Genomic DNA, 12,710 nt, shown 5'->3' on the forward strand with positions numbered 1-12,710 from the left:
CGTTCGTCTGATACTTGACGAGGCACCGACCGGTGACAGGAGGACTCATGCAGTACGCGTTCTTGGCCTACACCCCGGCGGAGGACACGGACCGGGCAACGCGCCCGATCCCAGGTGCCCTTGCCGCCCTGTTCGACCAGCCGGACGTCACCGGCTGGGCACGGCTGCACACCCACGAGTCGGCCACCACCCTGCGCAATGACGAGGGACGGATGCTGCTGACCGACGGTCCGTTCATCGACAGCAAGGAGTACCTGGCCGGCCTGATCCTGATCGAGGCCGACAACCTGGACCGGGCACTCGCCATCGCCGAGGGAATGCTCCAGGAGACCAGGCCCGGTACCGCGATCGAGGTGCGGCCCGTCCTCGCCGGACACTTCCGTGGCGCTTGACGCCGTCTTCCGTGACCAGTGGGGTCGCGTGCTGGCCACCCTGGTCGGGGTCCTCGGTGACATCGAACTGGCCGAGGAAGCCGCCGCCGACGCCTTCGCCGTCGCCGCCGAACGCTGGCCACGCGACGGGGAACCGGCCAACCCCACCGGCTGGCTCGTCACGACCGCTCGTCGCCGTGCCGTCGACCAGCTGCGCCGTCGGCAGGTCCTGGCCGCCAAGACGAAGCTGCTCGCCCGCGACATCGAGACCGGGCCACAGCCACCGGAGCCGCTCATGGACGACACCGTCTCCATCCCGGACGAGCGACTGGAACTGATCTTCACCTGCTGTCATCCGGCGCTCGCCCTCGAGGCGCAGGTGGCGCTCACCCTGCGCACCCTCGGCGGCCTGTCCACCGATGAGATCGCGCTTGCGTTCCTCGTTTCGTTCGAGACCATGAGCAAGCGACTGACCAGGGCGAAGCACAAGATCCGTGATGCGGGCATCCCCTTCACCGTGCCGCCCGATCACCAACTGCCCGACCGGCTGGCGGCGGTCCTCTCCGTGGTGTACCTGATCTTCAACCAGGGCTGGGGCGGCGGCCGTGTCGACCTCGCCGCGGAAGCTATCCACCTCGGTCGGCCGCTTGCCGACCTGATGCCGGACGAACCCGAAGTACTCGCTCTGCTGGCGCTGATGCTGCTGCACGACGCACGCAAGGCGGCCCGTCTGCGCGACGGGGAACTCGTTCCCCTCGACGACCAGGACCGCAGCCTGTGGGACACACAGCAGATCGACGAGGGGCGCGCGCTGCTGAGGCGGGCCATGACCCGGAGGCGCACCGGGCCCTACCTGCTCCAGGCGGCCATTGCCGACCTGCATCTGTACCAGCCCCGCGACTGGCGCCAGATCGCGGCCCTGTACGAAAGGCTTGCCCGACAGACCCGCTCCGCGATCGTCGAGATGAACCGGGCCATCGCGGTGGCAGAGATCGACGGGCCGGAAGCCGGCTTGACCATCCTCGACCGCCTCGACCTCGACCACTACCGCTATTTCCACTCGACCCGCGCCGAGTTGCTGCGCCGTGCCGGCCGCGATGGTGAGGCCCACCGTGCCTACCGCCGGGCACTGGATCTCGCGCAGACCGAGCCGGAACAGCGCTTCCTCGCCGAACGGCTGGCCGAGACGAGACCCTCCGAGCGCGCAGAGCACAAGACCGCAGGTCCATGACTCTGTCGCCGTCACCGTCCGGTATGGAGCAACCCCACTGTTCGACCGGGCGCCCCACTGCGGCTGAGCCGTTCGGTCGGCGAATGAGCGGCCCGGGATGCGGGCTGGACAGATACTGCCGGCCGCAACCCGTGCCGGCTGTAGCACGCCCCTTGTTAGATGTTTAGCCAAGATGCTAAATATCAAGGATGACGGAAGCTCAGGACGAGGCGGGAGCCTTCCGTGCCCTCGCCGATCCGACTAGGCGCCAGATTCTCGAGGACCTCAGAGGTGGCGAGCTCGCGGCCGGCGAGATCGCGGCCAGGTTCGCAATCAGTGCGCCTTCCATCTCACGACATCTCGGGGTGCTCAAGGGGGCCGGACTCGTCACTGAGCGACGGGAAGGCAACCGCATCTTCTACGCGCTGGCCGAGGAACGTCTGGCCAACTCCATCGGTCGGTTTCTCAGCGCCGTCTGCCCCGAGCAGATAGTGCTCCGTCACACCAAATGGCGCCCCACAGCGCAGAACGAGGGATCATGAGGCAGCCGCGTCTGTCCAGCGTCGTGGAACGCAGGCTTCTGGTGAACTACCGAGTCGCCCCGGACGTCGCGGCACGCCTGCTCCCCGGGCCACTGCGCCCGCAGCTGGTGCACGGCTACGCGGTCGCGGGCATCTGCCTGCTGCGCCTGGGACATGTACGGCCCACCTGGGCCCCCAAGGCCCTCGGACTGCGGAGCGAGAACGCGGCACATCGGATCGCCGTCGAATGGGACGGACCTGACGGTGTCGAGACCGGTGTCTACATCCCACGGCGCGACACGGCCTCATGGTTCAACACCTGGGCCGGAGGCCGCCTCTTCCCTGGTGAACACGGCCGTGCCGACTTCGAAGTGCACGAGACGCCCGGTCGGATGCGCGTCGCCCTGGCGACACGGGATGGAGACACCCGGGTGGATGTCACCGTCGAACTGTCCGACGAACTGCGAGGCAGTGAGCTCTTCGCCGATCTTGCCGAGGCTTCGCGCTTCTTCCGGGGCGGGGCAAAGGGATTCTCGGCCACCGGCTCCGGCCGCCACCTCGATGCAATGGAACTGCGGACCAGCGCCTGGCATGTGGATCCCGGCCGGGTTCGCTCCGCCGCGTCCTCCTACTTCGACGACCCGGACCGCTTCCCGACGGGGAGTGCGACCCTGGACTGCGCTCTGGTCATGCGCGGCGTCCCCGTCAGCTGGCGGCCACTCCCGGCCATGGCTTCCCAACTCGGCAACTGACGCGCCTGCATCTGCACGAGTCGATCGCGCAGCGACCACTCCAACTCCGCTCGGATGCCCAGTTGGTCCCGTACCGGGCGGTGGAGCTCGCCCCACGGCTGGACCCGGCTCCACGTGATGAACCGCCGGCGGGTGGTCGACCCTGGGTGCGACAGGCCGGCCGGGCATCACGCTGTATGACCGGGGCTGTGGATCGGTCGGGCCCGAACTTGTTCAAGTCCCGTAAGGACGACCGGCAGTCGATCCGGTTCACCGCCAACGTCCGCTGGAACGGCGCCGACAGGGGTCGTCTGAAGGACGCCGGTGGGCACGTCAGTGGCCGGTGAAGACGGCGTTGCGGCGCTCGACGAAGGACCTGACGCCTTCGGCTCCGTCAGCGGTGCTGCTGAGCCGGGCGAGGTCGGGGCGCAGCTGGGCGATCGCCGCGGCGTCCCCCGACTCGCGGGCGAGGTGGGCGGAGGCGAGAGTGGTGCGTACGGCCAGCGGCGCGGACCGTTCGCTGATGACCCGCGCGATCTCCTTGGCCCGCTCGACTGCGGAGGCGCCGTCGGCGAGCACTTCCTGGACGAGACCGATGCGCTGGGCCTCGGCGGCGTCGAACTCCTCGCCGGTCAGGATCCAGCGCATCGCGTTGCCCCATCCCGTCTCCCGGGGGAAGCGGAAGGTGGCTCCACCGAAGGGGTAGATCCCACGGCGGACCTCGAGTTGGCTGAAGCGGGCATCCCGGGCGACCACGCGGATGTCGGCGGCCAGCAGCAGTTCGATGCCCGCCGTCATCACCCAGCCCTGCGCCGCCGCGACGAGTGGCGTGGACCATGTTCCGTCCCGCCGCCACGGATCTCGGCCACCTTCCGGAACGGCGAAGTCGCCCGAGGCGAGATCGGTGCCGACATCGACCATGTCCAGCCCTGCCGTGAAGTGGTCGCCGTGCGCGAACAGCACCCCGCACCACAGGTCCTCGTCGGACTCCAGCAGCCCGTAGGCCAACGACAGCTCACTGATCATCTGCCTGGTGAAGGCGTTGCGCTTCGCCGGCCGATTCAGGCCCATCAGCAGCACATGTCCGTCCCGTTCGACGGTGATCGTGGCCGCGTTCGCAGACGTGGAGCTCATAACTCCTCCAGTTGAATATCGAGACTCTTCGGACGCCACTGGGGTCGCATCGCGGGCGGGCGGTGAGGCGCCGCGCTCGGCCGTGGCGAGCCGAACTGCCTCCCTCTCGTAGTCCACGTTGAACTCGCGGAGGCGCCGGGTCATCTCGGCGAAGTCCCGAGCGTTGTGGAACACGGACGTGAGGTCCTGGCCCGTGACCTGGCCACCGACGCCCGGTAGGTGGTCATCGACGTCCGTGAGCAGTCACCGACGCCCGTGACGCGGTTGCCGAGGCGCTCATCCCGGGCAGCACGGTGGACGCAACTGCCGTGATCGCTCAGGCCTGCTCAGTGCCGCGATCCACTCCTCGGGCCAGGGAATGCTCGCGGCACCGTTGAGGTGGTCGCGGTTGCTGTGGGCCGTCACGTACCGGCCGCTCGCCGCCCGGCGACACGGCCGCTCCCGGAATTCCTGGCCCCAGACCTCGAAGTCGAAGGCCATCGAGGTGGTGCCGATGCGTACCAGTTCCACGACCGTGCACACGTCCTGGCCGAAGAAGAGCGGTGACTCGAAGTCCACCTCGTAGTGGACGCGGGGTGCGACCGGGAAGTAGCCGTGAAGACCCAGGCCGCCCATGAGCGAGGCCTCCGCAGCCTCCACGAAACGAACAATCACGCTGTTGTGGTAGATACCCGCTGCATCGGTGTCGATCCACTCGATTCGCGTCCGGTGGACACCGACCGGGTTCCGGTACTGGGGCAGGGTGGTCATGCGCGCCCCCTGCCCGGAGGCGGCGCCCATCGGGCCTCGACGTTGCCGAGAGCGCCCTCACCCAGCCGTGACAGTAGCGACGGGTTCTCGTCAGTGCGGTCAAGGGTGGGCATGTGCGCTCCTCGCGGTCGTGCGGTCGTACGGGCCTCATGTTCAGGTCGGACCCTGGAATCAAGCGTGTTCGCTTCCGGCGCGCAATGGAATGACCAAGTCGCCCCTGTCGGTGTGACCACCCTGGTCACACCGGCAAAGGGCGACCCCCGACCGCTGGGAACCGGCGGCCGAGCAGTCCTGACGGATGGCGGTCCAGCGCGACGCTCCGTCGACAGCGGCCCGAGGCCGACGAGGACCCGCGCCACCGGCGTGCCGGCCCCGCTCAACGGTCGCGCCACGCCGGAACCAGGGCGACGAGCATCACCGCAGCCGTGAGAGCGAAGGCTGCCGGGTAGCCGGTGTGCGCCGCCGCCGCGCCGAAGCCGACCGCGCCCAGGCCCATCCCACCGTCGTAGGCGACGTTCCACAGCGCGCTGACCGTCCCGTACCCGGACTCCGGCACCCTGGCGTACATCAGTGTCAGCGTCGCGTTCTGCGCCACCCCGAAACCGGCCCCGAACACCGCGACCCCGGCCAGCACCGCCACCGGACTGCTCGTCACCGACGTCACCAGTAGACCGGCGGACGACGCGAGCAGTCCGGGCAGGACCAGGCGGGCCGGGCCGTGGCGGTCCCCGTACCGTCCGGCGAACCAGCGGGCCACAGTGGCCATCGCGGGCTGGGCGAAGAGCGCGACCGTCACCAGCCCGGACAGTGAGGCGGGGACGGCGACCGGCAGGAACGTCACGATGATTCCGGCGCCGATCGCGGTCGTCGCGAACACCGCGGTGGGCCGGCCCAGAGCCCCGTTGCGCAAGCCCGCGACGACCCCGGCGTCCCGGCCCGCGGACCGCTCCCGCCCGGGCAGCCCCGGCACCACCACGACGGCGGCCAGGGCGGCCACCCCGCCGGCCACGCACACCGGGGTGAACCCCACGTGCGAGACCAGCCCCACACCCAGCGGCAGGCCCACCAGGGACGGCACACCCGACACGATCCCGGCCAGTGCGAGTCCCTCGCCGCGTCGCTCGGCCGGGATCAGGGAAGCCGTCAAAGCACCGCCGGCAACGACGGTGAGGGCGAAGCCCAACCCGCGCAGCAGGCACATCGCGACGATCCACGCCATGCCGTCCGCGGCGGTCAACACCAGCGCGGGCATGCCGAGCAGACCCAGCCCCGCGGCCAGTGCCACCCGGTAGCCGTACCGTGCCACCAGGCGCGGAGTGGCCAACTCGCCGCCGACTGTGGCCAGCATCAACGCGCCCGTGGCGAGGCCGGGGCTGCCGCCGCTGCGCTGTGTGTAGAGCGGCACCACCGACAGCAGCAGGAAGAAGCTTGCGGAGGCGCCGATCACCGTCAGGAAGCGCAGCAGCAACTGCCGTGTCACCAGCGGAGGAAGGGCGGGCGAGGGAGGGGCGTCCGGGAGGCGTGCGGTGTCGGCGGACGAGTAGCTGGGTGGCTTGGTCATGCCGTTGACGCTAAGAGTCATCACGTAGCTCCGTGATGTCCGTCCGGTGTCTGTGCGGATCGGGTGCGCCTGGGTGGTGCGTTGTCCGTACAGCCGGCTGTTCCGACGTGGGCCTTGTGCCGCTCGTTCGCGGGTCGGGTCTCATTCGGGGTTTGTCCGGTACCGGTTGGTGGCGTTGTGTCGAGCAGAGGACCTCGGCCGGGGGTTTCCGGCTTGGGGCTGCCGCGCGGGTGCAGCCCCGGGTGGGGTGGGCACCTCGCTGCGGTTGACTCGACAGGGCCTCTTGCAGCCCTTTCTGGAACAAGCTGTGTGTCTGGCGCGCCTGGACGATGTCCAGGCGTGCAGTGGTGGGGTCGTCTGGATTCTCGAGTTGGACGTGGGCGGCCAGGGCTGCGGAGACCATGTCCCGGTTTCCATTCAGCCCGCACGAGGTGCAGTGGTGGATCCGGTCGGCGAGGGTTTTGGCGACTCGCGCTCCGCAGAAGCAGGCCTGCGACAGCTTCGTGGTGAAGGTGGAGGCGCGGCGCATCCGGCCGCCGGTCCTCTCGCACTCGCGGGCTATGGCGGTGACGAGCCGTCCTGGTGTCGTGGCTTGCAGGGTTTTGCCCCACAGCCGGTACCAGGTGCGAATGTCGCAGTCCTCGACGATGAGGTTGGCGCCGTGGCGGGTGACGATGCGTTCGGCGGTGCGTCGGGCGCGGTGGTCCTTCGCCTCGGCTTCGGTTGCCGCTGCTTCGGCGAGCTGGGCCCGCTTGAGATGATATCCGGCAGACAGCCTGTCGCGTCGGTACGCCTGTTTGGGCGCACCTGCCTTGTTTGCCTTCCGGGCACCGCTGGGGAGCTGGAGCGTTCGCGCCGGGAGGTCGGCGGCCGCGCGCCGCTCGGCCCTGGTCTGCTGGCGCTTCGACGGCCTGTACTGGTCGGGGTTAGACGCCCTGCGGGAGCGGTTGAGTGCCCTGTTGCGGCCGCGTGTCTTCCGGTGGGCTTTCGCCAGGGCGGCTAGCTCATCGTCGGTGAGTTCGACGCGAGTCGCCTCAACGTCACCATGAGATGGGTCGAATGTGGAGGGGAAGGAGACGATGGAGAGGTTGGAGACGTTGCCGTCGACCCCACCGACACGGTCGAGCCCCGCCGCGGCCGCACGTCGGGCTCGTGTTTGCGCAGATGCATACCCGACGCAGAGGACTGTGACGTGCGCCTCGTATGCCCACCCGCCCGGTGCGGAAGCGTCCCGGCGGCGTACAAGGTCGATCTTGTGCCAGGTGCCCGGGTCGCCTAGGAAGTGCGGCAGCCGCGGCCATCGGCCGGAGCCAGAGGGCAGCCGGACGGGCAGGACCAGATCGCCCTGATGCGAATCAGCGCCGCCGGTGAATACAACGGTCAGGGGCCCGGCGTGGTCCCACCAGGTTGCGGCACGCGTCTTCGGTTGTTTCTTCGGTGTCACGTCGCCCGTTGCGATCGTCCCGAAGGGCGTACGGGTGTGGGCAGGCGATGCGGCTGCTCAAGGACACGCACGTCGGGAGGGAGCATTGCGGCTTGCTCCGGGGTGGTCACCGCGCGGTCGAGGCTCCGGTGCCGGTAGGCGGCCAAGTGCCCGGCAAGTGTGCCGTGCAGGCGGAACGTCTCCCATTTACGGGCCGTGGTGTGGGAGCGAGCTCGGCCCGGGATGCGCGTGTAGTCCCACCACCGGCCGGTCATCGGTCTACCATGCCGGCGACCGGAGGCGTCCGGGAACAGATGACGGCTCACCGATGTCTCAAACACCTCGTCGGCCTGGTGCATTACCAGTGCTTTGGTGACGTGATGGCCGAGGTGCTTCGAGTTTTCCATGTGCCGGTAGGCGCGGCGCTCCATTCCCTCCCGGGACAGACCGAGTTCCAGACGCCACGCTTTCCCGTCTGTCTCACGGCGGACATCGCCAGCCCAGTACGCGTCGACCGCCTTGCGGGCGTCGCGCTGCAGTGCGCGCTTGACGGACCACATGGCCGAGTACAACTGCTCGACCCGATGTCGGGTGCCGGGATCGTGTACGTCCAGGGGGAGGCGGATCACCGCAAGCTCGGTGTCCTCGCCGCGCGTCCAACGTTCCTTCTTGTTCCTGCCGCGGAATCTGCGCGCAGGAACATCAGAGGAGGCCGCGACCTCAAGTAGCCCTGCACTCATCGATGACTCACCTCCTTTTCGCTCCCAGTGGTGTCTACTCGTCCGTGCTTGGGCGGCGCGGCAACACCGAAGCTACAAGGCGCCACTGACAACGCCTTATTGCAACAGAACGCCGAGCTCTAGGATCCGGGCATTGCCTTCGTCCTGCCCACTGCACGACCACCGGCCTTCACCCCTGGAAGGCGTTTTCCAGTTCGCAGATCTTCACTGCGCTGACTGCCGCGTCAACCGGCAGGGACGTGCCGGAGGGAGGACGAGAGACCGTTCGCCGTCTGGCCACATGCTTGGCGCATGGCTGCCGAGATGGCTCGAGGAAGACAGAGCCGGGCGAACGGGCAGGTGGCCATTACGTGGTGTCGAGCGGCAAGGTTCACGCTGCGCACGTTGCCTTGCACCCCGTCCGAGAGGCTCGCCGACCGTCCGCAGCCCGTATCAGCCCGGACGCCGGCGCATGTCCAGGCAGCAGCGCAGTCGCACTCCGGACCGCCCGGGACCCCGGGGCGTTCGCTCGATCCGGGTGGTCACCCACATCGCCGCCAGGGCCGCATGAAACGCAAAGGCAGTCGCGTCGTCCGCGGCCACCACGTCGACCACGACCAGACCCGGCTCCGACACATGAACCTCGTTGATCACATCCACGAAGGACATCACGATCCGCGGCAGACGACAGGTTCTTCCCGCGGCGAGCAACCACTCGACTGGCGGAGCGAAGAATTCTTCGATACGGACACTCGCGGTTCTGCGGTCGGCCGACCGGCACCGATGGAGGCACTGTCGGCAGTCGGCTCGTAGGTGTCGGTCACGCGGTACTCCTGACGCGCGCGACCATCTCACCTCCAGGGCTTGGTGCCCCCGTCTTGACGGTCACGCAGCTCGCGGGGCGCCGACCGCCGTGGTCGAATGCGCGGCGGCAGCCCTGGACCGCGCTTCGGTGACTCGCCCGGAACCGCCGGAGGGCGATGGGGTGGGCTGTTCGTTCCGGAGGATCCGCCGGGCCGGTGCGGAGGAGGAGTGGTGCGCAGCTTTGAGGCTGGAGAGACGGTCGTACGACGCGATGTGCAACGCAGCGGCCGCGTATGGAGCGAGCAGGCGCTTCGTGTCGTCGCCGACGGCACCGAGGCGCTGGTGACCGCCTGCGCGCCCGGCGCGGAGCTCCGCCGGCCGTGGCGGTACGCCCAGGCCTGTGCCGACGGTGACCGGCTCCCGCGCTGTGAGGCCTTCGAGGCGATGGCCATGGGGGAGTTGGAGCTTGTGGCCGGGGTGTGGCAGGACACCGAACTGCTGCTGTGGAAGCCGCCTACGGCGTGGTTCAGCCTCAACGCCTTCTATACGAGCGCCGGGATGCGTAACTGGTACGTGAACTTCGAGCACCCCATCCGGCGCACGGGGGACGGGTTCGACACCTTTGACCTGGCCGTTGACCTGGTTGTCGCTCCCGACCTGAGCTGCTGGCACGGGAAGGACGAAGACGAGTACGCCCATGTGCGACGGCTCGGGATCGTCACCGACGCCGAGCATCGGGCCGTGGACGTCGCCCGCGGTCAGGCCCTCGCGATGATCGAGGAACGCTCCGGTCCGTTCCGTGACGCCGCTGTGTGGAGATCGTGGCGTTGGGGGCCGGGTTGGCCGGCGCCGCGCCTGCCGCGGCGCTGACCGCGTTGCTTGCGAGCTTCGCGGACCTCGAGATCGGGCGCGCTCCCGGTCGAGAGCCCGCCGAGGACGCCCGTCTCCCAGATACTTGCATGCGACCGCAAAGTCCATATGAGGTATCCCGCGTTTGCAAGTAGCGAGCGTCTGCAACTATTGTTGCGGCTTGTAAGTGCTCCCCTGATCATCTGCACCTCTACGTACGACCCGGCTGCGCGTCGTTCCTTGCGACGACGTCCCACAACCACTCACCGACGGAGTGTGATCATGAGAACGACCACGATCGGCGCCTCCTGACCGTCCTGGATTCCGGAGGCCACCAGCGCCGTTCCCTCCGACGAACGGGCGGTCCTCGACTCGGGGGAGACCGGAACTCGTCACCGACCGCGGTTCCTCGTCCCGGGCCGTCCCCCTTCGATGCGGCGCACACCCGGACGGCGCCGACGGGATCGGCGGACGTACGTCCGAAGACGACGGCGCCCTGCCGGTGAGGTCGTCGGGACGCTTCGCGACTCCGTGGGCCACCCAGCCAGACCAGTACTTCATACGAGAAAGCTCCACCCACATGACTTCTGTCCCCACTGTCACCCTCAACAACGGCGTGAAGATCCCGCAGCTCGGCTTCGGTGTCTTCCAGGTCCCCGACGAGGAGACCACCGCGGCCGTGGCCTCCGCTCTGGAGGTCGGCTACCGCTCCATCGACACCGCCGCGATCTACGGCAACGAGTCGGGCGTGGGCAAGGCACTCTCCGTGGCAGGCGTCCCCCGCGAGGAGTTGTTCATCACCACCAAGCTGTGGAACGCCGACCAGGGCTACGACGCCACGCTCAAGGCGTTCGACGCAAGCCTCGCCAAGTTGGGCCTCGAGTACATCGACCTGTACCTCATCCACTGGCCGACGCCGGCCCGTGACCTGTTCCGGGACTCCTGGCGGGCGATCGAAAAGCTGGTGGCCGACGGCAGGGTCCGCACCCCCGGCGTGTCCAACTTCCAGCCCGCCCACCTGCGGCGGCTGGTCGACGGCGCCTCGCTCCTGCCGGCCGTGAATCAGATCGAGCTGCATCCTGGCCTGCAGCAGACCGAGTTGCGAGCGGTGCATGCCGAACTGGGCATCGCCACCGAGGCCTGGAGCCCTCTGGCCCAGGGCGCTGTCCTCGGCGACGACGCGATCACCACCGTCGCGCAGCGGCATGACAAGTCCCCCGCCCAGGTGGTCCTGCGCTGGCACCTGCAGCTCGGCAATGTCGTGATCCCCAAGTCGGTGACTCCGGCTCGCATCCGAGAGAACCTCGACGTCTTCGACTTCACCCTGTCCGACGACGAGATGGCCGCGATCGCCACGCTCGACCGCGGCCTGCGCACCGGCCCGGACCCCGACACCTTCAACTGAGCCGCTTGCTGGTACGTCAGACTGTGGTCCCGAGGTCCGGGGTCGTTTGAACTGGTTGAGGCGGGTGAACGTCTGCTCGACGGACAACGGGGCCGCGAGCCGAAATCCGAGGTGCGCCTTTCCGGACGACATTCGGTATGAAGGCGTGGCCCCAGGAAATCGCGCACAGCATCCGGCTGAATGCCGAAAGGGGGCCCGCCCGGTCGAGTACACGCTGTCGGGGGGTGACCGTGCGCTGGGGCCACGGATCACCCTCCGTACTACAGCCCGGCCGGTCGAGCCGGCCTTGTGGGCGAGGTCCCCGACATGTCGGCCGCCCGAGCCCGGCATCCGGTCGCGTGGGAGTTGCGGCCTCTGTCGGCCGAAGGTGAAGGCCTTCTACGGCAGGGGTGTTCCCCCGGTGGCATTGAGGATCTCGGCGGTGATGAAGGACGCCTCATGGGAGGCGAGGAAGACATAGGCCGGGGCCATCTCCGCCGGTTGCGTCGGACGGCCGATCGGGGCCTGCTTGCCGAACTCCACCGTGTTCGGAAGCGTCGCCGGGATCAGAGGCGTCCACCCAGGTCCCGGCGCCACAGCGTTCACGCGGATGCCGCGATCGACCAGCATCTGGGCCAGCCCTTGAGTGAAGGTGACGATCGCGCCCTTTGTCATGACGTAGTCCAGCAGATGCGGGCTGGGCTTGTACGCCTGTACTGAGGTGGAGTTGATGATGCTGCCGCCCTCGGGCATGTGTGGCAGGGCGAACTTCGACAGCCAGAACATGCCATACAGATTGGTGCGCAGCACGCGGTCGAACTGTTCCGTGGTAATCGCCTCGATGCCCTCCGGTTGGGACATCTGATACGCCGCATTGTTCACCAGGATGTCGATGCGGCCGAGCTCACGTGCGGCCTGGTCGATAAGTGCCCGGCAGTTCGCTTCCTCCCGGATGTCGCACTGGACCGGCAGCGCACGCTGCCCGGCCTCCGAAACCAGGTCGGCGGTCTGCTGCGCCTCGTCCTTCTCTTCCTCCAAGTGCGTGAACATGACGTCGGCTCCCTCTCGGGCGAAGGCCAGGCACACCGCACGTCCGATCGCGCTGCCCCGGGCCTGGTGTCGAGCGTTGGTGGCCGATAACGGATGTCCGGGTTCCGGCCCCACGAAGTACCCGCTGCCGCACTGAGTACCGCCTGGGTTTTTGAAAGGTGTCGAGTGAGCAGTTCCGGACGGCGATGTGCAGGCAGGCCAGA

General features: G+C 68.5%; 13 protein-coding genes. 6 read left to right on the forward strand and 7 right to left on the reverse strand.

All coding sequences use genetic code 11. The features are described from left to right. Positions 1 to 47: 47 nt before the first annotated feature. The 4 genes from ADL25_RS31760 to ADL25_RS31775 all read left to right on the forward strand — a co-directional run bounded on the left by ADL25_RS31760 (position 48) and on the right by ADL25_RS31775 (position 2,854). Positions 48 to 392 (forward strand): YciI family protein, encoded by a 345-nt coding sequence (locus ADL25_RS31760; RefSeq protein WP_059131343.1) that lies wholly within the window; start codon positions 48 to 50, stop codon positions 390 to 392. Beyond that, the gene (locus tag ADL25_RS31765) at positions 382 to 1,602 is read left to right on the forward strand and encodes an RNA polymerase sigma factor (protein ID WP_059131344.1); all 1,221 of its coding nucleotides are present in this window, start codon (positions 382 to 384) and stop codon (positions 1,600 to 1,602) included. The genes ADL25_RS31760 and ADL25_RS31765 overlap by 11 nt, the downstream gene beginning before the upstream one ends. A gap of 188 nt (positions 1,603 to 1,790) precedes the next feature. Further along, on the forward strand, positions 1,791 to 2,123 hold the full coding sequence (locus tag ADL25_RS31770; RefSeq protein ID WP_059131345.1) for a metalloregulator ArsR/SmtB family transcription factor: 333 nt from the start codon (positions 1,791 to 1,793) through the stop codon (positions 2,121 to 2,123). Continuing rightward, positions 2,120 to 2,854 (forward strand): DUF2071 domain-containing protein, encoded by a 735-nt coding sequence (locus ADL25_RS31775; RefSeq protein WP_059131346.1) that lies wholly within the window; start codon positions 2,120 to 2,122, stop codon positions 2,852 to 2,854. The genes ADL25_RS31770 and ADL25_RS31775 overlap by 4 nt, the downstream gene beginning before the upstream one ends. 312 nt (positions 2,855 to 3,166) lie before the next feature. On the opposite strand, the gene ADL25_RS31780 is transcribed toward ADL25_RS31775, so the two are convergent. From ADL25_RS31780 to ADL25_RS31800, 6 genes are all read right to left on the reverse strand, one after another. Then, entirely contained in the window at positions 3,167 to 3,967 is an 801-nt protein-coding gene (locus ADL25_RS31780; protein WP_059131347.1) for a crotonase/enoyl-CoA hydratase family protein, read from the reverse strand. 276 nt (positions 3,968 to 4,243) lie between these two features. Continuing rightward, positions 4,244 to 4,717, reverse strand: coding sequence for an acyl-CoA thioesterase (locus tag ADL25_RS31785; RefSeq protein WP_181923247.1), 474 nt, complete (start codon positions 4,715 to 4,717; stop codon positions 4,244 to 4,246). 376 nt (positions 4,718 to 5,093) lie between these two features. Next, complete coding sequence (locus ADL25_RS31790) at positions 5,094 to 6,278, reverse strand: MFS transporter (RefSeq protein WP_079050703.1); 1,185 nt, start codon at positions 6,276 to 6,278, stop codon at positions 5,094 to 5,096. A gap of 10 nt (positions 6,279 to 6,288) precedes the next feature. Further along, a complete protein-coding gene (locus ADL25_RS46755; RefSeq protein ID WP_199839238.1) occupies positions 6,289 to 7,722 on the reverse strand; it encodes a zinc ribbon domain-containing protein in 1,434 nt (477 codons plus the stop codon). Beyond that, positions 7,719 to 8,261, reverse strand: coding sequence for a hypothetical protein (locus ADL25_RS49955; protein ID WP_199839239.1), 543 nt, complete (start codon positions 8,259 to 8,261; stop codon positions 7,719 to 7,721). Before ADL25_RS49955 ends, ADL25_RS46755 begins: the two co-directional genes overlap by 4 nt. A 612-nt stretch (positions 8,262 to 8,873) precedes the next feature. Further along, positions 8,874 to 9,089 carry a DUF6207 family protein gene (locus ADL25_RS31800; protein ID WP_059131349.1) on the reverse strand — a complete coding sequence of 72 codons (216 nt, stop codon included), beginning with the start codon at positions 9,087 to 9,089 and terminating at the stop codon, positions 8,874 to 8,876. Between the two features lie 366 nt (positions 9,090 to 9,455). On the opposite strand from ADL25_RS31800, the gene ADL25_RS31805 reads away from it, so the two are divergent. Both ADL25_RS31805 and ADL25_RS31810 read left to right on the forward strand, forming a co-directional pair. Next, positions 9,456 to 10,094 carry a DUF402 domain-containing protein gene (locus ADL25_RS31805; protein WP_059131350.1) on the forward strand — a complete coding sequence of 213 codons (639 nt, stop codon included), beginning with the start codon at positions 9,456 to 9,458 and terminating at the stop codon, positions 10,092 to 10,094. 559 nt (positions 10,095 to 10,653) lie between these two features. Next, the gene (locus tag ADL25_RS31810; protein ID WP_059131351.1) at positions 10,654 to 11,478 is read left to right on the forward strand and encodes an aldo/keto reductase; all 825 of its coding nucleotides are present in this window, start codon (positions 10,654 to 10,656) and stop codon (positions 11,476 to 11,478) included. A gap of 378 nt (positions 11,479 to 11,856) precedes the next feature. On the opposite strand, the gene ADL25_RS31815 is transcribed toward ADL25_RS31810, so the two are convergent. Further along, entirely contained in the window at positions 11,857 to 12,621 is a 765-nt protein-coding gene (locus ADL25_RS31815; RefSeq protein ID WP_059131352.1) for an SDR family oxidoreductase, read from the reverse strand. Positions 12,622 to 12,710: the final 89 nt, after the last annotated feature.

This window comes from Streptomyces sp. NRRL F-5122, assembly GCF_001507435.1.
Taxonomy (GTDB): Bacteria; Actinomycetota; Actinomycetes; order Streptomycetales; family Streptomycetaceae; genus Streptomyces; species Streptomyces lannensis.